The sequence below is a fragment of the Streptomyces sp. R818 genome, assembly GCF_056172735.1.
Map to the genome: position 1 here is coordinate 151,785 of NZ_JAOCNE010000008.1, position 24,420 is coordinate 176,204.

General features: G+C 71.0%; 21 protein-coding genes and 1 pseudogene. 12 read left to right on the forward strand and 10 right to left on the reverse strand.

Annotated elements, in window-relative coordinates; all coding sequences use genetic code 11:
• Window positions 1-425 precede the first annotated feature (425 nt).
• Both N5I75_RS22905 and N5I75_RS22910 read left to right on the forward strand, forming a co-directional pair.
• On the forward strand, window positions 426-1,649 hold the full coding sequence (locus tag N5I75_RS22905; protein ID WP_476680046.1) for a trypsin-like serine peptidase: 1,224 nt from the start codon (window positions 426-428) through the stop codon (window positions 1,647-1,649).
• Window positions 1,650-1,911: 262 nt separating this feature from the next.
• A pseudogene (locus tag N5I75_RS22910) lies at window positions 1,912-3,125 on the forward strand (trypsin-like serine peptidase).
• A gap of 84 nt (window positions 3,126-3,209) precedes the next feature.
• Here the strand turns inward: N5I75_RS22910 and hflX are convergent.
• The 6 genes from hflX to miaA all read right to left on the reverse strand — a co-directional run bounded on the left by hflX (window position 3,210) and on the right by miaA (window position 11,220).
• Window positions 3,210-4,733 carry a GTPase HflX gene (gene hflX, locus N5I75_RS22915; RefSeq protein ID WP_476680048.1) on the reverse strand — a complete coding sequence of 508 codons (1,524 nt, stop codon included), beginning with the start codon at window positions 4,731-4,733 and terminating at the stop codon, window positions 3,210-3,212.
• Window positions 4,734-4,921: 188 nt separating this feature from the next.
• Window positions 4,922-6,397: a M1 family metallopeptidase gene (locus N5I75_RS22920; RefSeq protein ID WP_476680050.1), complete on the reverse strand. Its 1,476-nt coding sequence runs from the start codon at window positions 6,395-6,397 to the stop codon at window positions 4,922-4,924.
• Between the two features lie 87 nt (window positions 6,398-6,484).
• Window positions 6,485-8,617 (reverse strand): RelA/SpoT family protein, encoded by a 2,133-nt coding sequence (locus N5I75_RS22925; protein ID WP_476680052.1) that lies wholly within the window; start codon window positions 8,615-8,617, stop codon window positions 6,485-6,487.
• 140 nt (window positions 8,618-8,757) lie between these two features.
• Complete coding sequence (gene dapF / locus N5I75_RS22930) at window positions 8,758-9,663, reverse strand: diaminopimelate epimerase (RefSeq protein ID WP_476680054.1); 906 nt, start codon at window positions 9,661-9,663, stop codon at window positions 8,758-8,760.
• A 43-nt stretch (window positions 9,664-9,706) separates the two neighbouring features.
• A complete protein-coding gene (locus tag N5I75_RS22935) occupies window positions 9,707-10,174 on the reverse strand; it encodes a hypothetical protein (RefSeq protein WP_361077184.1) in 468 nt (155 codons plus the stop codon).
• 107 nt (window positions 10,175-10,281) lie between these two features.
• The gene (gene miaA / locus N5I75_RS22940) at window positions 10,282-11,220 is read right to left on the reverse strand and encodes a tRNA (adenosine(37)-N6)-dimethylallyltransferase MiaA (RefSeq protein ID WP_476680056.1); all 939 of its coding nucleotides are present in this window, start codon (window positions 11,218-11,220) and stop codon (window positions 10,282-10,284) included.
• A 183-nt stretch (window positions 11,221-11,403) separates the two neighbouring features.
• Here miaA and N5I75_RS22945 point away from each other — a divergent pair, with 183 nt between their 5' ends.
• On the forward strand, window positions 11,404-11,721 hold the full coding sequence (locus tag N5I75_RS22945; protein WP_476680058.1) for a hypothetical protein: 318 nt from the start codon (window positions 11,404-11,406) through the stop codon (window positions 11,719-11,721).
• 31 nt (window positions 11,722-11,752) lie between these two features.
• The gene (locus tag N5I75_RS22950; protein ID WP_476680060.1) at window positions 11,753-12,007 is read left to right on the forward strand and encodes an antitoxin; all 255 of its coding nucleotides are present in this window, start codon (window positions 11,753-11,755) and stop codon (window positions 12,005-12,007) included.
• A gap of 148 nt (window positions 12,008-12,155) precedes the next feature.
• On the opposite strand, the gene N5I75_RS22955 is transcribed toward N5I75_RS22950, so the two are convergent.
• On the reverse strand, window positions 12,156-12,872 hold the full coding sequence (locus N5I75_RS22955; RefSeq protein WP_476680062.1) for a class III extradiol dioxygenase subunit B-like domain-containing protein: 717 nt from the start codon (window positions 12,870-12,872) through the stop codon (window positions 12,156-12,158).
• Window positions 12,873-12,910: 38 nt separating this feature from the next.
• Window positions 12,911-14,443 (reverse strand): tRNA (N6-isopentenyl adenosine(37)-C2)-methylthiotransferase MiaB, encoded by a 1,533-nt coding sequence (gene miaB / locus N5I75_RS22960; RefSeq protein WP_476680064.1) that lies wholly within the window; start codon window positions 14,441-14,443, stop codon window positions 12,911-12,913.
• A gap of 123 nt (window positions 14,444-14,566) precedes the next feature.
• Between miaB and N5I75_RS22965 the strand changes: the two genes are divergently transcribed.
• The gene (locus N5I75_RS22965) at window positions 14,567-15,562 is read left to right on the forward strand and encodes a TAXI family TRAP transporter solute-binding subunit (RefSeq protein WP_476680066.1); all 996 of its coding nucleotides are present in this window, start codon (window positions 14,567-14,569) and stop codon (window positions 15,560-15,562) included.
• Window positions 15,563-15,574: 12 nt separating this feature from the next.
• On the opposite strand, the gene N5I75_RS22970 is transcribed toward N5I75_RS22965, so the two are convergent.
• Window positions 15,575-17,068: a sensor histidine kinase gene (locus tag N5I75_RS22970; RefSeq protein ID WP_476680068.1), complete on the reverse strand. Its 1,494-nt coding sequence runs from the start codon at window positions 17,066-17,068 to the stop codon at window positions 15,575-15,577.
• Between the two features lie 9 nt (window positions 17,069-17,077).
• Complete coding sequence (locus N5I75_RS22975; protein WP_476680070.1) at window positions 17,078-17,776, reverse strand: response regulator transcription factor; 699 nt, start codon at window positions 17,774-17,776, stop codon at window positions 17,078-17,080.
• 285 nt (window positions 17,777-18,061) lie between these two features.
• On the opposite strand from N5I75_RS22975, the gene N5I75_RS22980 reads away from it, so the two are divergent.
• From N5I75_RS22980 to N5I75_RS23010, 7 genes are all read left to right on the forward strand, one after another.
• Entirely contained in the window at window positions 18,062-18,841 is a 780-nt protein-coding gene (locus N5I75_RS22980) for an amino acid ABC transporter ATP-binding protein (protein WP_476680072.1), read from the forward strand.
• A gap of 154 nt (window positions 18,842-18,995) precedes the next feature.
• Window positions 18,996-19,913 carry a glutamate ABC transporter substrate-binding protein gene (locus N5I75_RS22985; protein WP_476680074.1) on the forward strand — a complete coding sequence of 306 codons (918 nt, stop codon included), beginning with the start codon at window positions 18,996-18,998 and terminating at the stop codon, window positions 19,911-19,913.
• A gap of 119 nt (window positions 19,914-20,032) precedes the next feature.
• Window positions 20,033-20,680: an amino acid ABC transporter permease gene (locus N5I75_RS22990; RefSeq protein WP_361076989.1), complete on the forward strand. Its 648-nt coding sequence runs from the start codon at window positions 20,033-20,035 to the stop codon at window positions 20,678-20,680.
• A complete protein-coding gene (locus N5I75_RS22995) occupies window positions 20,677-21,609 on the forward strand; it encodes an amino acid ABC transporter permease (protein ID WP_476680076.1) in 933 nt (310 codons plus the stop codon). The genes N5I75_RS22990 and N5I75_RS22995 overlap by 4 nt, the downstream gene beginning before the upstream one ends.
• Window positions 21,610-21,826: 217 nt before the next feature.
• On the forward strand, window positions 21,827-23,479 hold the full coding sequence (locus N5I75_RS23000) for an FAD-dependent monooxygenase (RefSeq protein WP_476680078.1): 1,653 nt from the start codon (window positions 21,827-21,829) through the stop codon (window positions 23,477-23,479).
• Window positions 23,480-23,608: 129 nt separating this feature from the next.
• Window positions 23,609-23,680 carry a putative leader peptide gene (locus N5I75_RS23005; protein ID WP_309544753.1) on the forward strand — a complete coding sequence of 24 codons (72 nt, stop codon included), beginning with the start codon at window positions 23,609-23,611 and terminating at the stop codon, window positions 23,678-23,680.
• Window positions 23,681-23,783: 103 nt separating this feature from the next.
• The gene (locus N5I75_RS23010) at window positions 23,784-24,326 is read left to right on the forward strand and encodes a cupin domain-containing protein (RefSeq protein ID WP_476680080.1); all 543 of its coding nucleotides are present in this window, start codon (window positions 23,784-23,786) and stop codon (window positions 24,324-24,326) included.
• The last annotated feature ends 94 nt before the right edge of the window (window positions 24,327-24,420 follow it).

The following is a 24,420-nucleotide window of genomic DNA, read 5'->3' on the forward strand; positions in this document are numbered from 1 at the left end:
CGGCCCAGCCGCAGACTCCTTGGGAGACCTGCGCCACAGATCGCCCGCACCAGGTCGCACCAGATCACACCCAATCGCACCCGAGCCGTACCAGTTCGCACCCGAGCCGTACTAGTTCGCACCCAAGCCACGCCGGACCGCACCGGACCCCACCCGCCCCGCACCGGTCCCCACCGCCCCGCACCCCGCACCCCGCACCGGATCACACCCGTCCCGCCTCGAATCACGCCCACCCCATCCCCACCCCATCCCACCCCACCCCCAAGATCCCTCCGTGACGGAACCGTTGCTGTTCCGTCGGTCGTCCCCGACGGCACCGGCATAGTGTGGGTTGCCGTTCGGGGAGGGGCGAAGCGGCCCGTCCACCGCGCATGTTCGACTGTTTCGGCAGTGCACTGATCTCGAAGCCCAGGGGGAGTCCCACCATGCGATCCATACGTCCGCTGTTCGCCGATCGCCGCGCGAGGAGCGTGCGCGGCAGAACGTCCCCCGTGGCGGCGGCCGTTGCTCTCGGCGCGGTGCTCGCCCTCACCGCGACCGCGTGCGGCCCGAGCGAGGACGAGGCGAGCGACAAGGCGTCGTCCTCCGCGAGCGCGGGCGGCGGCTCGTTCCAGATCCCGGACAACATCAAGGAGAAGTTGAAGGAACACGGGATCGATCCGGACAAGTGGAAGAACGGCGAGTGGAAGAACTGGGACCGGGACAAGTGGCTGCGTGAGGCGCAGGACTTCGTCAACCCGATCATCGAGGGCCTGTGGGACTCGGACCGGATGCAGGACGCCGACAAGAACCCTGGCGGCGAAGTCGACGAGAACGACATCTCCGGTGACCAGGGCGTGACGGACCCGACGCCGCAGCCGGTGAAGGCGGCGGTCGCCGCGACGCCGTACCACGACAGCGCGCCGTACGCGGGCAAGTTGTTCTTCGACGGCCCCGAGGGGTCGATGGTCTGCTCGGCCACCGTGGTCTCCGACCCCGCCCACCCCGGCAAGTCCGACATGATCTGGACGGCCGGTCACTGTGTGCACGCGGGTGCGAAGGGCGGCTGGTACCGCAACATCGCGTTCGTGCCGTCGTACAACAACGCGGGCAAGTCGGCCGCCGATCTGCAGGGCGCACCCAGGAGCGAGGTGGCTCCGTACGGTGTGTGGTGGGGCAACTGGGCGCAGACGTCCGACCAGTGGATCGAGCGGGGCGGGCCGACCGGAGGTGCGGGTGCGCCGTTCGACTTCGCCGTCATTCATGTGACGCCGGAGAAGGGCGGTTCGGGCAAGTCCCTGGAGGAGACGGTGGGCGCGTCGCTTCCGGTGGACTTCAACGCGCCGGCGGTGCCGAAGATCTCCGAGCTGACGGCCAAGGGATACCCCGCGGCGCCGCCCTACGACGGCCAGCAGTTGTTCCAGTGCGCGGACAAGCCCGGGCGGCTCTCGCTGAACACGACGGACCCGACGATGTACCGCATCGGCTGCACGATGACCGGCGGTTCGTCCGGTGGCGGCTGGATCGGCCAGGGCTCCGACGGCAAGCCGGCGCTGATCTCCAACACCTCGATCGGTCCGGTGACGGCGGGGTGGCTCGCCGGTCCGCGTCTCGGCAAGGAGGCCAAGGGGATCTATGACGCCGTGAGCAAGAAGTACGCCGGGCAGTAACCGGCCCGGCGGTGTCACCGAGCGGCGGCTGGGGGGTGCGGAAACCTTCACCGGCCCGCCGCCGTTCGTCCTCACATCCCCAGGCATAGTGGGGTGCTGTGTCGGAACGGGTACGCGCGGAGACCGCGACCTCACTGACAAGCTCAGGAAGTTACAGCTGTTAGGCACTGACAAGCTAATGACAAATACATGACAAACACAGCTGTCAGACCTTGCGTTCGATTGCATTTGATCTTGCGTTTCTCACGGGGGTAATTGCACCATGCGTTTCACACGTCCGTCCGTCGTCCGCGACCGGAGACGGCGCACCGTCGTCGCCGCCACCGCTGTCGCCGCCGCCTTGGCACTCACCGCCACCGCCTGCAATGACGGTTCGGACGGCAAGGAGGGCGCGGCGGGGAGCACGGCCGACGCCTCGTCGCAGGCGTCCGGCGGTTCCGAGGGCGGTGCCGAGCTGGCGGCCGGCCTCGCCGATCAGCTGAAGAAGCACGGCATCGACCCCGACAAGTGGAAGAACGGGGCCTGGAAGAACTGGGACAAGGACGACTGGCTGCGCGAGGCGGGCGACTTCGTCAACCCGGTCATCGAGGGCCTGTGGAAGCCCGAGCGGATGAAGTCCGCCGAGGAGCCGAAGAAGACGATCGCGGCGAAGGACTACGCGACCGACCAGGGCGTCACCGACCCGGAGCCCGAGCCGGTTCCCGCGCGGGCCGAGAAGACGCCGTACCACGAGAACGCGGCACCGGTCGGCAAGGTCTTCTTCGACTCCCCCGAGGGCTCGATGGTCTGCTCCGGCACCGTCGTGAAGGACCCCCGCAACCCGGGCAGGTCGAACCTCGTATGGACCGCGGGCCACTGCGTGCACGCGGGTTCGGCGGGCGGCTGGTACCGCAACATCGCGTTCGTGCCCTCCTACAACGACCAGGGCAAGTCGGCGAGCGCGCTGCGCAATGCGACGCAGACGGAGATCGCCCCGTACGGCACCTACTGGGCCGACTGGGCCTCCACCTCGCAGGAGTGGATCGACCAGGGCGCCGAGTCGGGCGGCGCGGGCGCGCCGTACGACTTCGCCGTGCTGCACGTGAAGCCTGAGCAGGGCACCAAGTCCCTGGAGGAAACGGTCGGCAACGCGCTCGAGGTGGACTTCTCGGCGCCGTCCGCCCAGTCGGTGGGGTCGATGGGCGCGTGGGGCTACCCGGCCGCTCCCCCGTTCGACGGTCTGCTGATGAACAAGTGCCTCGACCGGCCCGGCCGGCTCTCGCTCAGCCCGAGCAGCCGACGATGTACCGGATCGGCTGCACGATGACGGGCGGTTCGTCGGGCGGCGGCTGGTTCCGCGTGCGGAGCGGCAAGACCGTCCTGGTGTCGAACACGTCGATCGGCCCGGCCGGCAACACTTGGCTCGCGGGACCGCAGCTGGGCCGTGAGGCGCAGCAGGTCTTCGACATGATGAGCGAGAAGCACGGCGGCCAGTAGGCGCTGAGCAGCCGGAACGCAGCAAGGAGCCCCACCCGGTCGACCGGGCGGGGCTCCTTCATTTACGGCGCGTGGTGCTCGGCGTCAGCGCGTGCCCGCCGCCGTCGGGACGTACGGCGCGAGGTCCGCCGCCAGTTCCTCGTGGACGCGGGCCTTGAGCAGGGTGCCCTCCGGGGTGTGCTCCTCGGAGATGACCTCGCCCTCGGTGTGCGCCCGCGCGACCAGCTTGCCGTGCGTGTACGGCACGAGCGCCTCGATCTCGACCTCGGGCCGCGGCAGCTCGACGTCGATGAGCGCGAGCAGCTCCTCGATCCCGGCGCCCGTACGGGCCGAGACGGCGATCGAGCGCTTCTCCTGGCGCATCAGCCGCTGGAGGACCAGCGGGTCGGCCGCGTCCGCCTTGTTGATCACCACGATCTCGGGGACCTTGGTGGCCCCGACGTCGCGGACGACCTCGCGCACGGCGGCGAGCTGCTCCTCGGGCGCGGGGTGCGAACCGTCGACCACGTGCAGGATCAGGTCGGCGTCGCCGACCTCCTCCATCGTGGAGCGGAACGCCTCGACGAGGTGGTGCGGCAGGTGCCGGACGAAGCCGACCGTGTCGGCCAGCGTGTAGAGCCGGCCGCTCGGCGTCTCGGCCCGGCGCACGGTCGGGTCGAGGGTGGCGAACAGCGCGTTCTCCACCAGGACGCCCGCGCCCGTGAGGCGGTTGAGCAGGGACGACTTGCCCGCGTTCGTGTAACCGGCGATGGCGACCGAGGGCACCTTGTTGCGGCGGCGCTCCTGGCGCTTGATCTCGCGGCCCGTCTTCATCTCCGCGATCTCACGGCGCATCTTCGCCATCTTCTCGCGGATCCGGCGCCGGTCCGTCTCGATCTTGGTCTCACCGGGACCACGCGTGGCCATGCCGCCGCCGGAGCCGGAGGAGCCACCGCCACCCATCTGCCGGGAGAGCGACTGACCCCAGCCGCGCAGGCGCGGCAGCATGTACTGCATCTGCGCGAGCGCGACCTGCGCCTTGCCCTCGCGGGACTTGGCGTGCTGGGCGAAGATGTCGAGGATCAGCGCGGTCCGGTCGACCACCTTGACCTTGACGACGTCCTCGAGGTGGATGAGCTGGCCGGGGCTCAGCTCACCGTCGCAGACGACCGTGTCGGCACCGGTCTCCAGGACGATGTCCCGCAGCTCCTGCGCCTTGCCCGAGCCGATGTACGTGGCCGCGTCCGGCTTGTCGCGGCGCTGGATGACGCCGTCGAGGACCAGAGCGCCCGCGGTCTCGGCGAGGGCGGCGAGCTCCGCGAGGGAGTTCTCCGCGTCGTCGACCGTGCCGGACGTCCAGACGCCGACGAGGACCACGCGCTCCAGGCGGAGCTGGCGGTACTCGACCTCGGTGACGTCCTCGAGCTCGGTGGAGAGGCCCACCACGCGGCGCAGGGCCGCGCGCTCGGTGCGGTCGAACTGATCACCGTCCCGCGCCGTGTCGATCTCGTGGCTCCAGGCGACGTCCTCTTCCATCAGGGCATCGGCCCGAAGACCTTCGGTGGTGTTCGGCGCAAGGCTCCGGGCGAAGCTCTGCGCGTCCTGGGAAGGGGAAGAAGAGGAGGTCATTGGATCCTTACGTCGCTGGAGGACTGGTCTTCGATGGTCGGGGCCCTGGCTGCCCAGAGCCTCCGGTATCAGGCACAACGCTCGGCCCGCCCCCGGGATTCCCGACCCGAAGATGGTCGCACGGGACGGGCCGTCTCGTCATCCGGGTTATTTCCCGTGACAGCCGGGCCGAAGCCCTGCCGCGCGCCCTACTTCTTCGCCGCCTTCCCCACCGGGTCGGACTTCCAGTCCGGGTGGCCGGGCATCGGCGGCGTCTTCTTCGCGTAGAGCCAGTCCTGGAAGAAGCCGGTCAGGTCGCGTCCGGCGACCCGGGAGGCGAGGGCGACGAAGTCCGCCGTGGTCGCGCTCTCGTCGGCGTGGGTGCTCACCCACGCGCGCTCCAGGCGTTCGAACGCCTCCTTGCCGATCTCCTGGCGCAGCGCGTAGAGGACCAGGGCGCTGCCGTCGTAGACGACCGGGCGGAAAATGCTGATCTTCTCGCCTGCCTTGGGCCCCTTGGGCGCGGCGGGCGGGCCGCCGCCGGCGCGCCAGCCGTCGGAGCTCTTGTAGGCGTTGCGCATCCGCTTGTCCAGGGCGTAGTGGAACTTCTCCTCGGTGTGCAACGCTTCGTACCAGGTGGCGTGGCCCTCGTTGAGCCAGAGGTCGGACCAGGTGCGGGGGCTGACGCTGTCGCCGAACCACTGGTGCGCCAGCTCATGCACCATGATCGATTCGACGTACCACTTCGGGTACTCGGGGCGGACGAAGACGTCCCGCTCGAAGAGGGAGAGGGTCTGCGTCTCCAGCTCGAAGCCGGTGCTCGCCTCGGCGATGAGCAGACCGTAGTTCTCGAACGGGTAGCGGCCGACCTTGCTCTCCATCCAGGCGATCTGGTCGGGCGTCTTGGCGAGCCAGGGGCGCAGCGCCTTGACGTCCTTGGTGGGCACGACGTCACGCACCGGAAGGCCGTGCGGGCCCTTGCCGTGCAGGACGGTGGAACTGCCGATGGAGACCTGCGCCAGTTCGGTGGCCATGGGGTGGGCGGTGCGGTACACCCAGCTCGTGGTGGCCGCAGCACGCTGCCTCCTCTCCAGGAGGCGACCGTTGGCGACGGCCTGGAGCGCCTTGGGCGCGGTGACGCGGAAGGTGAAGTAGGCCTTGTCGGACGGGTGGTCGTTGCTGGGGAACACGCGGTGTGCGGCGTCCGCCTGGTTGGCCATGGCGAGCCCGTCCTTGGTGCGGATCCAGCCGACGTCCGTCTTCTTGGCGGGCATGGGGTTGCTGGTGTGGCGGACGGTGATGCGCAGCGGCTGCCCCTGGGCCACCGGCCGGTCAGGGGTGACGATCAGGTCCTCGTCACTGGTCGCGAAGCGGGCCGCGGCCCCGTTGACCTCCACGGAGCGCACTGTTCCGTGGGAGAAGTCGAGGTTGATCCGGTCGAGCGGGGCCGTCGCCCGCGCGGTGATCCTGGTGACGGCGGGGAGCGGTTTGCTGTTGTCGCCGCCGTAGGTGAAGGCGATGTCGTACGACTCGACGTCGTACCCGGGGTTCCCCAGGTGCGGGAAGAGGCGGTCACCGATACCGAGCGGGGTGGCCGCCTGCGGCGCGGACGCCGCGAGCAGGGCGACGCAGACACCGGCGGTGACGAGCGCGGCGGTGCGGGGCTTTCGGGAGCTGAGCAGCATGGACTACGGCTATCAGCGCGCGGGCGCGCGCACCGTCGGCACACGCCACTGCCACCCGAACGAGGTCCCCGGCGGCGCCGGGCAGGATCAGACGGCCCCCGCCGCCGCGCCCTTGCCACGCCCCACGTCGTACACCCCCGGCACGTTCCGCATCGCCCGCATCAGGCCCGGCAGGTGGGCGGCGTCGGGGAGTTGGAGGGTGTACGTGTGCCGGACGCCGCCCTGGGTGGGCGGTTCGACATTCGCCGAGATGATGGCGACGCCCTCCAGCGCTATGGCTTCGGTGAGGTCGGCCAGGAGATGCGGGCGGCTGAACGACTCGGCGACGAGGGTGACCCGGTACTCAGAGCTCGCCGCGTCGGCCCAGCGCACGCCGACCTCCGCGCGCCCCGCGTCCTTCATCCGGGTCACGCCGGGACACTCGACACGGTGCACGGTGACGACGCCGCCGCGGACGGCGAAGGCGGTGATCTCGTCGGGCGGTACCGGCGTGCAGCAGCCGGCCAGGCGCACGGTGGCGCCGGGCTGGTCGACCACCGCGTTGGCGGTGGCGGGGCGCGCGGAGGGCCCGCTGTACGGGGCGCGCGGCGCCGCTTCGGGGGCGCTCGGGCCCTCGGGGTGCGCGGCCAGCCAGCGCCTGATGGCGATGCGGGCGGCGGGCGTACGGGCGTGGTCGAGCCAGTCGCGGGACGGTTCGGAGGCGGCGGCGCCCTCCATGCGGTCCATGAGGAGCTGCACGGTGTCGCCGTCGACGAGGACCGTGCCGAGCGTGGCGAGACGGCCGTTGACACGTGCCCCGATGCAGGCGTGGGCGTCCTCCCCGTACTGCGCGTAGGCGGCGTCGACGCAGCTGGCGCCCGCGGGCAGGCCGATCGTGCCGCCGTCGGGCCGGAAGACGGTGATCTCGCGGTCCTGGGCGAGGTCCTCGCGCAGGGTCGACCAGAACATGTCGGTGTCGGGCGCCGACTGCTGCCATTCGAGGAGGCGGGAGAGCCAGCCAGGGCGGGTGGGGTCGGAGCGCTCGGCGCCTTCGTCGGCGGGGTCGGGCTGCTCCTCGCCGGAGGGCGTGTAGGGATTGCCGAGGGCGACGACGCCCGCCTCCGCCACCTTGTGCATCTGGTGGGTGCGGATGAGGACCTCGGCGACCTCGCCGTCGCCGCGGGCCACGGCGGTGTGCAGCGACTGGTAGAGGTTGAACTTGGGGACGGCGATGAAGTCCTTGAACTCCGAGACCACCGGCGTGAAACAGGTGTGCAGTTCACCGAGCACGCCGTAGCAGTCCGCGTCCTCCGCGACCAGGACGAGGAGGCGGCCGAAGTCGGAGCCGCGCAGCTCGCCGCGTTTGCGGCTGACGCGGTGCACGGAGACGAAGTGGCGCGGCCGGATGAGGACTTCGGCGCTCAGGCCCGCCTCGCGCAGCACGCCGCGCACCTCCTCGGCGATCTCCGCGAGCGGGTCGTCCGCGCGGGCCGCGTTGACCGCCATGAGGGTGCGGGTGCGCGCGTACTCCTCGGGGTGGAGGATCGCGAAGACAAGGTCCTCGAGCTCGGTCTTGAGCGCCTGGACGCCGAGCCGCTCGGCGAGCGGGATGAGGACGTCGCGGGTGACCTTGGCGATCCGTTCCTGCTTCTCCTGGCGCATGACGCCGAGGGTGCGCATGTTGTGCAGGCGGTCGGCGAGCTTGATCGACATCACGCGTACGTCGTTGCCGGTGGCGACCAGCATCTTGCGGAACGTCTCGGGCTCGGCGGCGGCCCCGTAGTCGACCTTCTCCAGCTTGGTGACGCCGTCGACGAGGTAGGCGACCTCCTCGCCGAACTCCGTGCGCACCTGGTCGAGGGTGACGTCCGTGTCCTCGACGGTGTCGTGCAGCAGGGAGGCGGTCAAGGTGGTGTTCTCGGCGCCCAGTTCGGCCAGGATCAGCGTCACCGCGAGCGGGTGCGTGATGTAGGGCTCGCCGCTCTTGCGCATCTGGCCGCGGTGCGAGGACTCGGCCAGGACGTAGGCGCGGTGCAGCGCGTCGAGGTCGGCGTCCGGATAGTGCGCGCGGTGGGCCTCGACGACGTGCCCGATGGCGTCGGGGAGCCGGTCACGGCCGGTGGAGCCGAGGAGCGCGGCGCGGCCGAGGCGGCGCAGGTCGATCCGGGGCCGGCCACGCCTGCGGGGTGCTCCGGGCGTGATCGCCCCTGGCATGGCGGGGTTGGTCGCCTCCGCACTCATGAGCACCTCCGGCTTTCTCGACCCGGCGGCGGGCTGGCGGGGGCACCCGTCCGGACCGGTGCTTGATGCTACCGAGCCCATCACGTGCCACAGTCCAGCTCTCGCCCAGCGTGAAACGGATCACCCATTCGAGCGACAGTTCACAGGTTTACGGTTTCGCCTTCTCGGCCTGCTTGTTCGACCGGGGACGCGGGGAGCGACGCGAACCAGTCCGCGTCGAGCACGCCCTCGGCCACGATCTCCGCGGGCCCCGTCATCTCGATCTCGCCGCCGGGCCGCTCGGTGATGGTGAGCCGGCCGCCGGGCAGATCGATCTCGTACGTCACCGGAGTCCCGGTGACAGCGGGGTCCAGGCCGTCTCTTCGGGCCGCGGCGACGGCCACCGCGCAGGCGCCTGTGCCGCAGGAGCGGGTCTCGCCGGAGCCGCGCTCGTGCACGCGCATGGCGACGTGCCGGGGTCCCCGATCGACGACGAACTCGACATTGACGCCCTGCGGGTAGGCGCTCGCCGGGGCGAACGGGGGCGCGTCGTACAGCGTGCCCGCCTGCGCCAGATCGTCGACGAAGGCGACGGCGTGCGGATTGCCCATGTTCACGTTCGTCGCGGGCCAGGTGTGCTCGCCGACGGAGACGGTGACGTCCCCCGCGGGCAGCTCCGCCCGGCCCATCCCGACCGTGACCAGGCCTTCCTTGTCGATGTGGACACGCTTGACGCCGCCGCGCGTGGCCACGGCGACATCGCCCTCGCCCACGTGCCCGGCGCGCTGGAGGTAGCGGGCGAAGACCCGCACCCCATTGCCGCACATCTCGGCGATCGAGCCGTCCCCGTTGCGGTAGTCCATGAACCACTCGGCCTCGGCCGCCATGGCGCGCGCCTCGGGGTGGGCGGCGGAACGCACGACGTGCAGCACGCCGTCGGCGCCGATACCGGCACGGCGGTCGCACAGCGCGGCCACCGCGGCGGCGGACAGCTCGATGCCGTTCTCCGCGTCCGGGATGATCACGAAGTCGTTCTGCGTCCCGTGGCCCTTGAGGAAGGTGGTCATTTCTCGATCGTACGAGATCGGTCCGACACTCCGGGCGGCGCGGTCAGCGCAGCCGGGCCACGCGCCAGACGGCCAGGACCGCCACCGCGGCGACCACGACGACGTAGGCACCGACCACGCGCCAGTCCGGCCAGCGGCCCGAGCCGCGGGGCGGGAGGCCCGGCAGGGTGTAGCCCACCCGGCGGGCGGCCATCATGCCCCAGCCTGCCGCGCACGAGCTGATCAGCAGGCCCAGCATGGCGACGACCGCGCCGCCGTCCCCGAACTCGAAGAAGAGCGGGAAGGCGAACATCAGCGAGCCGATGGTGGCGAGCATCACGATGGGGGCGAGCTGCCAGATGCGCAGTCTGCGCTGCGGGCGCAGCTCGATCTCGACCTCGGCCGCCTCGTCCTGGGCGGTCAGCTCCTCGGCGGTGGGCCCGTCGGCGATCACGCCGTCCGGGGTCGCCTCTGGACCGTCGGGGCTCAACTGTTCCCCGCCCGGTGCGGTGTCACGAGGGCCGGCCTCCATCGCCACGCGCCCTCCCACTTCGGACTCCACTGGTCGATCGTTGGTCGATGATGGCACGGCCGGGAAGGCCGGGATGACGGCCGGAGCGTCCCGATGCCATCACGTGATCAGGCTGTGACCGGTCGTTCGACCAACGCCAGGGCCCGGCCCTGAAGTTCCCCGCGCTCGGCCACGGCCCCGTTCAGCCAGTGCACGCGCGGGTCGCGGCGGAACCATGAGTCCTGGCGGCGCGCGAAGCGTTTCGTGGCGCGGACGGTCTCCGCGCGCGCCTCCTCCTCGGTGCACTCACCGGCGAGCGCGGCGAGTACCTGCTGGTAGCCGAGGGCGCGCGAGGCCGTACGTCCTTCGCGCAGACCGCGCTCGGCGAGGCCGCGCACCTCGTCGACGAGGCCGGCCTCCCACATGCGGTCCACGCGCGTGGCGATGCGTGCGTCGAGTTCGGGGCGCGCGACGTCGACGCCGATCTGGACGGTGTCGTAGACCGAGTCGTGTCCGGGCAGGTTGGCCGTGAACGGCTTTCCGGTGATCTCGATGACCTCCAGGGCGCGCACGATGCGGCGGCCGTTGCTCGGCAGGATCGCGGCGCCCGCCTCGGGGTCGGACGCGGCGAGCCGGGCGTGCAGGGCGCCGGAGCCGCGCAGCGCCAGCTCGTCCTCCAGGCGGGCGCGGATCGCGGGGTCGGTGCCGGGGAACTCCATCTTGTCGACGGCGCCGCGGACGTAGAGCCCGGAGCCGCCGACCAGGATCGGCCAGCGGCCCGCGGCCAGGAGGCGGTCGATCTCGGCGCGGGCGAGCCGCTGGTACTCGGCGACGCTGGCGGCCTCCGTGACGTCCCAGATGTCCAGGAGGTGGTGCGGGATCCCGGCGCGCTCCTCGGGCGTCAGCTTCGCGGTGCCGATGTCCATCCCACGGTAGAGCTGCATGGAGTCGGCGTTGACGACCTCACCGCCCAGTTCCCTGGCCAGGAAGACGCCCAGATCTGACTTTCCGGCCGCGGTCGGACCGACGACGGCGATGACCCGCGGGGCGGGAGCTGCGCTGTTCACCGCCCCAGTCTCGCAAACCCGGACCCCGCTTCTCGAACGAGCTACGTGACGCCACGCCTTCGGGGTCGTTGCCTGTTGCGAGGTTCCACCCGTCGGTTTTCGAGGACCGGTGACCCGGGCGACGCAATGGGACGCACCGGGCTGGGCGGGATTTCGCCCACACGAGTAACGTATGGAGTTGAAATGGGCGTTTTTGCAATGTTTCGCCGGAAAGCCAAGGACAGCGACTCGGCGCAGGCCGCCGAGGAGCAGACCGCCGAGGTGACCGGCGAGCCGGAGACGGACGCCGCGGAGGGCGGGACGAGCGCGGAGGGTGCCGCGTCCGAGGCCGCCGAGGCCGCCGGAGCCGCTGAGGGCGTCACGGCCGAGCGGAAGGCCGGGGAGGCCGAGGGCGACGAAGCGGCCGGGTCGGCCGCGCCGGAGAACGTCGAGATTCCGCAGCAGCAGTCCGTGGAGCAGGCCGCCGACAGCGAGGCGGCAGGCGAGAGCGCCCGCAAGTAGCTTCCGCGAGGACGCCAGGAAAGGTGGATCCATGAGCTTCCTGAACAACCTGAGAGCCAAGCTCGCCCCTGCCAAGGACAAGGTCTCCGAACTCGCGCAGCAGCACGGGGACAAGATCGACCAGGGTCTGGACAAGGCCGCCAAGGCGGTCGACGACAGGACCAAGGGCAAGTACAGCGACAAGATCCAGCAGGGGACGAGCAAGGCGAAGGACGCTCTGGACCGGATGGCCGCGCAGGACGGTAAGGACGGCGGCACTCCGCCCTCTCCCCCGACGGCGTCCTGACGCCGCCTTCCCTTCTGTCACAGCGCACGGCGACGGCCGCGAAGCCCGGGGAGCTTCGCGGCCGTCGCCGTGTCGCGTGCGGAGGCTTGTTTACGGCCTTGCGGCCTTGTACGGCCTTACGGCCGGGAAGCGGGCTTGAAGGCGCGGCTCATGTCCAGGAGGCCACGAAGTAGCCGACGCCGTAGGGCGCGTCCTCGTACAGGAGGCGGCCCGTGCTCTGGTCGTCGTCGTGGTCCGCCGCCCAGGCCGCGGAGAGCAGCTGCCAGGGCGCGCGGCCGGAGATCTTCAGCTCGGCGGCGAGACCGGCGTCCAGACCGGCCAGGTAGCCGTCCTGGTCGCACGTACGCAGGGCCTCAGCGATGCGCGCGTCGACGCCTTCGGCCCGCTCGTCCAGGTAGCCCGGTGCCTTGACCGAGCGGCAGGCGGTGCCGTCGCCCATGACGAGCAGGCCCACGCGGTCCGCCCAGGAGGCGACGTGGACGCCGTCCTCGCCGTTGGTGGGCCAGGAGCGTGCGGACGTCACTTCACGGCCGCGTACGGGGCCTTCCCAGCCCGCACGCGCGAGCAGCCATGCGCCAACGCTCAGCGACGGCGGCAGCACGGCGTCCCCGCTCCGGGGTCCGGCGCCGAGGGCGACCTCCACGTCGACGCCGAAGGGGCGGAAGGAGCCGCCCGCACCCACCTCGTACAACTCGTCTCGCGCGCCCTGACCGACGACCGCGATCAGGTCGGGCCCGGCCGCGAGAAGCGCGCGCAGCGCCTCGTCGCACGCCTCGCGCGCCGCGTCCAGCTCGGGGGCGGCACCGGCCGCGACCTCCGGCACGAGCAAGGGAGGGCAGGGGCACACGGCTGCGGCGACAAGCATGATCAGCAGCTTACTAAGAGCAGCCCCGTGCCGTCCGCTCAGTCGACGGCGCAGCCCCCGGTGACCGCCGGGAGCGGCTCCGGGACGCCGATCTTGGGCAGGCCGAGCAGGACGCCCTGCTTCTTGTCCTGCTGCTCCTTGGTGCGGCGCTCCCATGCGTCGCCCGCGCGCGTGGGACGCACGTTCAGGACCAAGCCCTCGGCGAGCAGGTGGTGCGGGGCCGCGTAGGTGATCTCCACGGTGACCACGTCGCCGGGGCGGACCTCGGCGTCGGGCTTGGTGAAGTGGACCAGGCGGTTGTCGGGGGCGCGGCCCGAGAGGCGGTGCGTGGAGCCGTCCTTGCGGCCCTCGCCCTCGGCGACCATCAGCTCCAGGACGCGGCCGACCTGCTTCTTGTTCTCCTCCCAGGAGATCTCCTCCTGGAGGGCGACGAGGCGCTCGTAGCGCGCCTGGACGACCTCCTTGGGGACCTGCCCCTCCATGGTCGCGGCCGGGGTGCCGGGGCGCTTGGAGTACTGGAAGGTGAAGGCGTTGGCGAAGCGGGCCTCGCGCACGGCGTGCATCGTCTGCTCGAAGTCCTCCTCGGTCTCGCCGGGGAAGCCCACGATGATGTCGGTCGAGATCGCCGCGTGCGGCATGGCGGCGCGGACCTTCTCGATGATGCCGAGGAAGCGCTCCTGGCGGTACGAGCGGCGCATCGCCTTGAGGACCGTGTCCGATCCCGACTGCATCGGCATGTGGAGCTGCGGCATCACGTTCGGCGTCTCGGCCATGGCGGCGATCACGTCGTCGGTGAAGTCGCGCGGGTGCGGGGAGGTGAAGCGGACGCGCTCCAGGCCCTCGATGGAGCCGCAGGCGCGCAGCAGCTTGCTGAACGCCTCGCGGTCGCCGATGTCGCTGCCGTACGCGTTCACGTTCTGGCCGAGCAGGGTGATCTCGCTGACGCCCTCGGCGACCAGGGCCTCGATCTCCGCGAGGATGTCGCCGGTCCTGCGGTCCTTCTCCTTGCCGCGCAGGGCGGGGACGATGCAGAAGGTGCAGGTGTTGTTGCAGCCGACCGAGATCGAGACCCAGGCCGCGTACGCGCTCTCGCGGCGGGTGGGCAGCGTGGAGGGGAACGCCTCCAGGGACTCCGCGATCTCGACCTGCGCCTCCTCCTGGACGCGGGCGCGCTCCAGGAGGACGGGCAGCTTGCCGATGTTGTGCGTGCCGAAGACGACGTCCACCCAGGGCGCCTTCTTGACGATGGTGTCGCGGTCCTTCTGGGCGAGGCAGCCGCCGACCGCGATCTGCATGCCCGGGCGCTGCGTCTTCCTGGGCGCGAGGCGGCCGAGGTTGCCGTAGAGCTTGTTGTCGGCGTTCTCGCGGACCGCGCAGGTGTTGAAGACCACCACGTCGGCGTCGCCGTCGGAGCCCTCGGGGGCGCGGACGTAGCCCGCGCCTTCGAGGAGGCCGGACAAGCGCTCGGAGTCGTGGACGTTCATCTGGCACCCGTAGGTGCGCACCTCGTAGGTCTTGGGGGCTTCGGTTGCGAGGCCGTCCACGGCCGGACGCGGGTCACTGCTGCTCATGACAACAAGGGTATGGGGTACTCGGGGGCGTTCCTCACACGGTGCCGAAGGGGGCGGAACCGGGGCCCGCGTCCTGCCTCGCCGGGCCTGGTCAGGCCCGGTCCGACCTGGCAGGATCGCGCCATGCCGCCGTCGCTGACCCGGGTCACCCGCCGCCGCGCCCTCCAGGGCGCCGCCGCGGGGGTCGTGGTGTCCGCGCTGCTCCTGTGGTGGCTGCTGCCGCTGGGCGACGCGGGGCAGAGCGGGCGCGTCACGATCAGCACCGGCGCCCGTACCGGCGTCTACGAGAAGTACGGCAACCTGCTCAAGACGGCCCTCTCCCGCGACCTGCCCCGGCTCGACGTGGACCTGACCGGCAGCGAGGGGTCCTGGGACAACGTGGAACGGGTGGCCACCGGCAAGGCCGACTTCACCATCGCGGCGGCCGACGCGGTCGCCAAGTACCAGTACGAGGACCGGCCGGGCGCGCTGCGGCTGCGCGGCTGCGCCCGCCTCTACGACGACTACATGCAGCTCGTCGTGGCGCGCTCGTCCCCCGTGGAGGACGTCGCCGGCCTGCGCGGTCTGAAGGTCGCCGTGGGCGGGGAAGGGTCCGGGGTGCGCCTGATCGCCGACAAGGTGCTGCGCGCGGCGGGCCTGGACATCAACCGGGACATCACCCCCGTGGGCATCGGCATAGACGCCATGCCCAAGGCACTCAAGTCGGGGCAGATCGACGCGTTCTTCTGGTCCGGTGGCCTGCCCACCAACCATGTCGGCGAACTGTCGAAGGAATTCCCGGTGCGCCTCGTGGAGATGGGCGGTCTCGTCAAAGCGCTGCACAAGCAGGGCGAGTCCTCCCGCTACTACCGGGCCGCCGTGATGCCCGCCGACGCCTACCCGGCGGCGCAGCGCGGCAAGGCCGTCACCACCCTGGCCGTCGCGAACCTCCTGGTGACCACCGACCGCACCAGCCCCGAGCTGACCGAGGCGGTGACGCGCACGGTCATCGACAGCCGCGACCACATCGGCACCAAGGTGCACGCCGCCCAGCTCGTCGACCTCAGGACCGCCGTCTACACCGACCCGCTCTCGCTGCACGAGGGCGCGCGCCGCTATTACCGCTCCGTCAAGCCCTGACGCCTGGAGAGGTCATCGGGGCGGTGCCGTCCGCGGCACCCGCACCGTCACCCGCAGCCCGTGCGGTGCGTTCGGCGCGTACGCGATCGAGCCGCCGCCCGCCGTGAGCAGCGCCCGGGATATGGAGAGGCCGAGCCCCGAGCCCTTGATGTTCTGGTGCTGTCCGCTGCGCCAGAACCGGTCGCCGATCCGCGCCAGCTCCTCCTCGCGCAGACCGGGGCCGCCGTCGGCGACCTCGACGGCGGTCGTCTCCCCGTTCGCCGCGACCGTGACGGTGACCGTCTCGCCCGGGGGCGTGAACTTCAGGGCGTTGTCGACCACCGCGTCCAGGGCGCTGGACAGCGCGATCGGATCGGCCCAGCCGGTGGCCGCGGGGCACTCGGCGACCAGGCGCACCCCCTTCTCGTCGGCGGCCGGGCGCCACGCCCCGACGCGCTCGGCGGCCAGCTCCCCGATGTCGGTGAGCCGCAGGTCGGCGGCGGCGTGCTCGGCCAGGGCCAGGTCGAGCAGGTCGTCGAGGACCCGGGCCAGGCGCTTGCCCTCGGCCCGTACGGACGCGATCTCCTCGTTCCCCTCCGGCAGTTCGTAGGACAGGACCTCGATGCGCAGCAGCAGGGCGGCCAGCGGGTTGCGCAGTTGGTGCGAGGCGTCGGCGACGAAGGCGCGCTGCTGTTCGAGCACGTCCTCGACGTTGTCCGCCATCTCGTTGAACGAACGGGACAGGCGCCGGAGTTCCGGCGGCCCGCCGGTCGCCGCGACCCGGGACTTCAGCCGTCCGGTGGCGATGTCGTGGGTGGTCGCGTCCAGGATCCGTACGGGGCGCAGGACCCAGCCGGTCAGGCGCAGGGCGGCGCCCACCGCGAGGAGCATCGCGGCGAACTCGCCCGCCGCGATGATCAGCCAGCCGCGCAGGGTCGCGGAGCGCATGGCGCCGGTGGGCGAATCGGTGACGACGACCGCGACCACGTCGCCGTCGCGGATGACCGGTGAGGCGACCACGACGCGGCCCCGCTGCCAGGGCCACACCTGCGGCGGGTCGTGGCTGCCGCGCGAGTACAGCGCCTCGTCGAACGCGGCGCGCACCTGGCCGTCCTCGCGGGGCACGCCGAAGTCGCTGGGCGCCCGGCCCATCGGGCTCCGGTCACGGTAGAAGACGCCCGCCTTTATGCCGTAGACGTCGTGGTAGCGGGCTATCTCCTTCTGGAGCGTCTGCTGCCGCTCGTCCGCCCCGGTCTCCGCGGCCTCCCCGCTCTCCCGGTCCTCGTCCGCCTTCCCGTCCGCCTTCCCGTCCCCGCCCCCGTCCCCGTTCCCGCCCTCGTCCTCGTCCTCGTCGGAGCGCGTGGTGACGAACTGGGCGAGGGAGGCGAAGCGGGCCGTGTCGTCGATGCGGTCGACGACGACCTTCTGCTGCTGGGCGGAGGCCACGCTCACCGCGAGCGGAAAACCGAGCGCGAGCAGGACGCCCGCCATGAGGACGATGAGCAGCGGAAGCAGACGGGCGCGCACCCGGGGACCCTACGGGTTCCGCTCGGCGGCCGGCGCGACGAGCCGGTAGCCGACGCCGCGCACGGTCTCGATGAGGGCGGGCATGCGCAGTTTGGAGCGCAGGGAGGCGACGTGCACCTCCAGGGTGCGCCCCGTCCCCTCCCAACTCGTGCGCCACACCTCGCTGATGATCTGCTCCCGCCGGAAGACCACGCCGGGCCGCTGCGCGAGCAGGGCGAGCAGGTCGAACTCCTTGCGGGTGAGCTGGACGACCGCCCCCTCCACCGTCACCTGGCGGGTGGGCAGTTCGATGTGGACGCCGCCGAGGCGCAGCCCGGTCTCGCCCGCGGGCGCGCTCTCCCCGGCCGCGCTGCGCCGGCTCACCGCGTGGATGCGGGCGAGGAGTTCACCGGTGTCGTACGGCTTCACCACGTAGTCGTCGGCGCCCAGATTGAGCCCGTGGATGCGCGAGCGCACGTCCGCGCGCGCGGTGACCATGATGACGGGGGTCGCGGTGCGCTTGCGGATCTTGCCGCAGACCTCGTAGCCGTCCTGGTCGGGCAGGCCGAGGTCGAGCAGGACGACCCCGAAGGCGTCGGGCTCGGGGACGAGGGCCGCCAGCGCCTCCTCGCCGCTTCGCGCGTGGCGCACCGTGAAGCCGTGCCTGGCCAGGACGGCGGACAGGGCCGCGGCCACGTGGTCGTCGTCCTCGACGAGCAGCAGTTTCATTCCGGCCCCCTCCCGCACCCTGGTCCCCCGCCGGTATCGCCCCGGTCTCCCCCCGGTCCCTCCGGGTTCACCAGGGCATCCACGCCGATGGACGAGACAGTCGTCAAGGGCTCGCGGGTCACAGCCGGGTTCCGTTATGCAGCCGGTACGTGGGTCCGCGTCCCCTTCACCCATAGTGTCCGCTTGCGGCCGGATCGTTATGCTCAATTTCCCCTCAGATGTAATGACGCTGGTCGCATGGCGTTTTACTGTCCTCCCAACCGAGGAGGATGGAGCAAGACCCCGATGACCGAAGTTTCGGTGACCAAGGACGCCACTCCCCCTGCGGGCGACGCGCTGGTCGCGCTGCGCGAAGTGAACAAGCACTTCGGAGCGTTGCATGTGCTCCAGGACATCGACCTGACCGTCGGCCGAGGTGAGGTCGTCGTCGTCATCGGCCCCTCGGGCTCGGGCAAGTCGACCCTGTGCCGCACGATCAACCGCCTGGAGACGGTCGACTCCGGCGCGATCACGATCGACGGCAAGCCGCTGCCCCAGGAGGGCAAGGAACTGGCCAAGCTCCGTGCGGACGTGGGCATGGTGTTCCAGTCCTTCAACCTCTTCGCGCACAAGACCGTGCTCGAGAACGTGACGCTGGGCCAGATCAAGGTCCGCAAGACGGACAAGAAGACGGCCGACGAGAAGGCCCGGGCCCTCCTTGACCGGGTCGGCGTCGGCGCGCAGGCGGACAAGTACCCCGCGCAGCTCTCCGGCGGCCAGCAGCAGCGCGTCGCCATCGCGCGGGCGCTCGCGATGGACCCGAAGGTGATGCTCTTCGACGAGCCGACCTCGGCGCTCGACCCGGAGATGATCAACGAGGTCCTCGAGGTGATGCAGCAGCTCGCCCGGGACGGCATGACGATGGTGGTGGTCACGCACGAGATGGGCTTCGCCCGCTCGGCCGCCAACCGCGTCGTCTTCATGGCGGACGGCCGGATCGTCGAGGAGTCGGCCCCCGACCAGTTCTTCAGCAACCCGCGCAGCGACCGGGCCAAGGACTTCCTGTCGAAGATCCTGCACCACTAGTTCTCCTGGATCCCTCAGCACTCCTGGATCCCCCAGCGCACTCCTGGATCTCTCAGTACTTCTGGATCTCTCAGTACTTCTGGATCCCTCAGTACTCCTGGGTCCCCGCGAATCCGGATCCCTGCGAATCCGCCGACATATAAGGATGTTCACCATGAAGCTCCGCAAATCCGCCGCGGTGGCGACCTTGGCCGTGCTCGCGCTGACCGCGACCGCCTGTGGCGGCGAGTCCGGCAACGCCGGTGACAAGCCCGCCGGCACCACCGGCGGCAAGAACCAGCCGAAGCTGCCCACCTACCAGGTCGCCTCGGACGTCAAGGTCGACTCGGCGACGCTGAAGAAGGCGCAGAAGGCCGGCAAGCTCGTCGTCGGCGCCAAGAACGACCAGCCCTACCTCGGCTTCGAGGACACGGACGGCAAGCGCTCCGGTTTCGACATCGAGATCGCCAAGATGGTCGCCGCCGACCTCGGCTTCAAGCCGGACCAGATCGAGTTCAAGACGGTCGACTCCAACGTCCGCGAGACCACGATCTCCAAGGGCGAGGTCGACCTCTACGTCGGCACCTACACGATCAACGACGAGCGCAAGAAGCAGGTCGGCTTCGCCGGTCCGTACTTCCTGGCCGGCGCGGACCTCCTCGTGCGCAAGGACGAGAAGGCCATCACCGGGCCCGACTCGCTCAAGGGCAAGACGGTCTGCTCCATCAAGGGCTCGACCCCGCTCCAGGAGATCAAGAAGCCCAAGTACGGCGCGAAGACCATCGAGCTGTCCAAGTACTCCGAGTGCGTGCAGCAGCTGCTCAACAACGAGGTCGACGCCGTCACCACCGACGACGCCATCCTCAAGGGCTACGCCGCCCAGCGCCCGGAGAAGCTGAAGGTCGTCGGCAAGCCCTTCACCAAGGAGCCGTACGGCGTCGGCATGGGCAAGGACGACAAGGCGCTGCGCGACGCGGTGAGCGACGCCATCGAGGCGCACCAGAAGAACGGCGACTACAAGAAGGCGTACGACGCGACGCTCGGCCTGTCCGGCTCCGCGTACACCGAGCCGCCGGCGCTGGAGCGCTACTGATCAGCGCGCCCGAGGTTCTGTAGTCGCGGCGGGCGCGTCCTTGTGACGCGCCCGCCGCGCGGACCCTTGCCGCCCGTTCCTCCGTCGCCCCGTCCGCCGCCGCCCACGAGGACATCCCCGTGAACGTATTGCTCGACTATCTCCCGGAGTTCCGCGAGGGGTTCATAGGCACCGTCCTGCTGACCCTGGCCAGCGGACTTCTGGCGATGGTCCTCGGCGTGATCATCGCCGGTTTCCGTGTCTCCCCCGTACCGCCCCTCCGCCTGTTCGGCACCGCGTGGGTCACGCTGTTCCGCAACACGCCCCTGACGCTGCTCTTCCTGGTCGTCTGGTTCGTCATCCCGGTCATCTTCCTGCCGGGTCTGAACCCGTGGACCAAGGCGCTGCTCGCCCTCGGCTGCTACACCTCGGCGTTCGTCTGCGAAGCCGTCCGCTCCGGCATCAACACGGTGCCGCTCGGCCAGGCCGAGGCCGCGCGCTCGATCGGCATGACCTTCTCGCAGACCCTGCGCATGATCATCCTGCCGCAGGCCACGCGGACCGTCCTGCCGCCGCTCAGCTCGATCTTCATCGCGCTGACCAAGAACTCGGCCATCGCGGGCGCCTTCAGCGTCGCCGAACTCTTCGGCGTGCAGAAGCTGCTGAGCGACAAGGGCTACGCGATCGGCTGGATCTTCCTCTGGGTGGCCCTCGGCTACCTGATCATCACCTTCGCCATCAGCGGTCTCTTCCGGCTGCTCGAGCGCCGCATGGGGGTCGCACGATGAGTGGTTCGAGCGTCCTGTACGACGCGCCCGGCCCCAGGGCCCGGGTGCGCAACCGGATCTACACGGTCGTCGGCTCCGTCGCGGTGCTCGGCGTCATCGCGTTCACCCTGTACCGGATGAACGTCACGGGCCAGCTGGAGCCCGAGGTCTGGAACATCTTCAACAACGCGGGCGTCCGCGCCAACATCCGCGACGGCGTCCTCACCACCCTGAAGGTGTTCGCCGCGGCCGGTGTGCTCTCGCTGGTCCTCGGACTGCTGCTCGCGGTGGCCCGGCTCTCCGACCACAAGGCCGTCAGCTGGTTCGCCACCGGCTTCATCGAGCTGTTCCGCGCGATCCCGCTGCTGATCACGATCTACGCCCTGTGGGTGCTCTTCCTCACCTACAAGGAGAACCTCGGGGTCGTCGGCGACAACTCCGCCTTCTGGGCCCTCACCATCGGTCTGACCGTCTACAACGGCTGCGTCCAGGCCGAGGTCATCCGGGCCGGCGTCAACGCCGTGCCGCGCGGCCAGGTCGAGGCGGCGTACGCACTGGGTCTGCGCAAGTCCCAGGTGATGACGATGCTGCTGCTGCCGCAGGCCGTCCGCGCGATGCTGCCGACGATGATCAGCCAGCTCGTGGTGACCCTGAAGGACACCTCGCTCGGCTACATCATCACCTACGGCGAGCTGCTGTTCGCGGCCCGCACGATGGCCAACAACATCATCGTCAACGGTGACAACCCGATCACCGCCGTCGTCATCGTCGTCGGCGCGATCTACATCGCCATGTGTCTGGCGCTGTCGTCCCTCGCCACCTGGATCGAGCGTCGCGGCCGGCGCTCCGGCAAGAAGGGCGTGGCCGTGGCCCCGGCGGGCGAGCCGATCGTGGAGTTGTCCGAGATCGAGCAGACGTTCGGCAAGGGCGGCGGCACGACCGGCACCTGACCGGAACTGACGGCGCATCATCGACCGTTCCGGTGTCTGGGAGGCAGTGGCGTGATCGCCACTGCCTCCGTCACTTGACGCAAGCACCGGCAATGGGTTGCATACGCTCTGTGAACGTGCACCCCGCTCCAACTGCCCCTTCTTGTACGTCCAGTACGCCACCCGCCCCGCGCGGGACGCTTTCCGGCGGACTTCCCGGGGCGGGAGGGGCCGCGCCGTGGATCCGGTGATCGTCGTCGGCGCGGGCCCCGTCGGGCTCACGCTGTCGCTCGCCCTCGCCCGCCACGGCGTCCCGTCCGTGGTGCTCGACGAGGGTCCCGGCAAGGACGAACCGCGCCCCGCCCGTACGGTCGTGCTCCGCGAGGACACCGCCGCGCTCGTCGAACGGCTCGCGGGCACGTCCTTCGACAGGCCCGGCTCCCGATGGGCGGGCTGGCGCTCCATGCGCCGCAAGCAGGAGATGCGGACGATCACCTTCGGTGAGGAGCCGTACGGGGCCGGGCCCGCGGCCCCCCTCCACATCGCCCAGCACGAACTGACCGGCGCCCTGCGCGCGGCCGTCGACCGGCAGCGGCTCGTCAAGGTCGCCGTCGACAGCCGTCTGGACGCGATCGAGCAGGAGCGCTCCGGGGTGACCGCGCACACGCGCGGCCCGAACGGCACATGGTGGCGCGGCAGTTACCTGGTCGGCTGCGACGGCCCCCGCTCCACGGTCCGCAAGCTCCTCGACATCCGCTTCCCCGGCCGCACCGCCGTCGAGCGGTACGCGATCGCCGCCCTGCGGACGGAACTTCCGTGGCCCGGTGAGGCGTTGCTCCATCGGAGCCCTCCGTGGCGGACCTCGGGTCCGGCGGGCCCGGAGATCGTCGGCCGCCCCCTCGCCGACGGTGTCTGGCGCCTGGACTGGCTGCTGCCGCCCCGCAGCGACCTGGTCACACCGGACGTCCTGGTGGCACGCATCCGGGAGACCCTCGCGGGCTGGTGCGGAGGCTCCACCCCGCCCTACGAGCTGCTCGACACCGGCGTCCACACCGTCCACCACCGCCTCGCCCGCCGCTGGCGCGTGGGCCGCGCCTTCGTCGCCGGGGACGCCGCGCACCTGCTCGGCGCGCTCGGCACCCAGGGCCTGGACGAGGGGCTGCGCGACGCCGACAACCTCGCCTGGAAACTGGCCCTGAGCTGGCACGACGGCCCGCACCCCGTGTCACCGGCCCTGCTGGACAGCTACCAGAGCGAGCGCCGCACCGTCGTCGCCGCCCGGCTGCGCGCCGCCGACCAGGCCCTGCCCATACTGCGCGGCGGCAAGGGCCCCAGGGGCCTGCGCTCCTACGTGCCCGGAGGCGCCCGGGGCCACGACGCCCTGCTCACCGACGGGCACCTGGGCCTCGGCCCGCTCGGCGCCCCCGGGAGCTACGCCGACTCGCCGCTCGCGCCGCCGCCCTCCGACTCGCGGACGGTGGTGGGGACGGCGCCGGGCGCGCCGGTCGCCGACGTCCGGGTGACCGCGCCGGACGGCACCTTCGTCCAGCTCCGGGACCGGTTCGGCCTCGGGCACCTGATCGTCCTTCTCGTCGCCCCGGGCACCGGCGTGTGGGAGCGCAAGCACTGGATGTCGGCGGGGCTCATGCCCCGCCTCGCCGCGGCCATCGCCGCGCTGCCCCACGAGGCGGAGCTGCTCGTCGCGGAGAGCTACCCGGACGCCGCCGCGCACACGGTGCTCCTCATCCGCCCCGACGGACATCTGGTCACCGCGCTGACCGGGGTGCGCCCGGCCGAGCTGTACGAGGCGGCGCAGGCGGCGCTCGGAGGGCCGGTGGAGGAGGCTCCCGCCGAAGGGGACCCGGTGGAGACGGGGGCGCGTTCCTCCTGACCCCTCTGCTTCTGCGACCTTCCTGAGCGGTCCTCGATCGCCGGTGGCGGCGTTCTGGAGCCGGCATGGAGTCGGTTGACCCGAATCCGCCACCATGGTGTACTCCGGAGCGTGACGATCGACACCGATGTGCGCCTGTGGCGGAGAGTCCATATGGACCTCGTCCGCTACGCGGGCTGCGTGTGTCGCCCGTCCTGCTGAATTCGCCGATCACGCCCTTCTCCGCGTGCCCGAGGCGCGCTGCCGACGCATGGTTCACCGGCAGCCGCGGCACGCGTCCTTCGCGAACTCCAGGACGGTAACCATGTCTGTTCCCACTGCGGCCACGTCTTCCCCCGCCTCGCCGGAGGCGACCGCGCCCACCCAGGCCGATCTGCTCGCCTTCGTCCGCCGCGTCGCCGCGGACCGTGACCTCGTCGACTCCCTGCCGCTCGATCCGGAGGGCCGTACCTGGGTGCGGCTCGAAGGTCCCGGCGGCAGTGAGGCCTGGCTCATCGGCTGGCCGCCCGGCACCGGCACCGGCTGGCACGATCACGCCGAGTCCGTCGGTGCCTTCCTCACGGCGTCGGGCGAGCTGAAGGAGAACGCTCTGGCCGCCCGGCTGCCCGCCGACGGCTGGAAGACCCTGGAACTGGACGAAGGGGTCGACCGCGAGCGCCGCTTGCGGGCCGGTCAGGGCCGCGCCTTCGGCCGCCACCATGTGCACGAGGTGCTGAACGAGTCCCGCACCGAGCACGCGGTCTCGGTCCACGCCTACTACCCGCCGCTCCCGCAGATCCGCCGCTACAGCCGCACAGGACCGGTGCTGCGCCTGGAGTCGGTGGAGCGCCCGCAGGACTGGCAGTGAGCGGGGAGAGCCGACGCCGGGTCGGCATCGACGACCACTTGGAACAGGTGCGCTCCGGACTCGACCGGGTCGAGGCGCGGGACGCCTTCGAGGC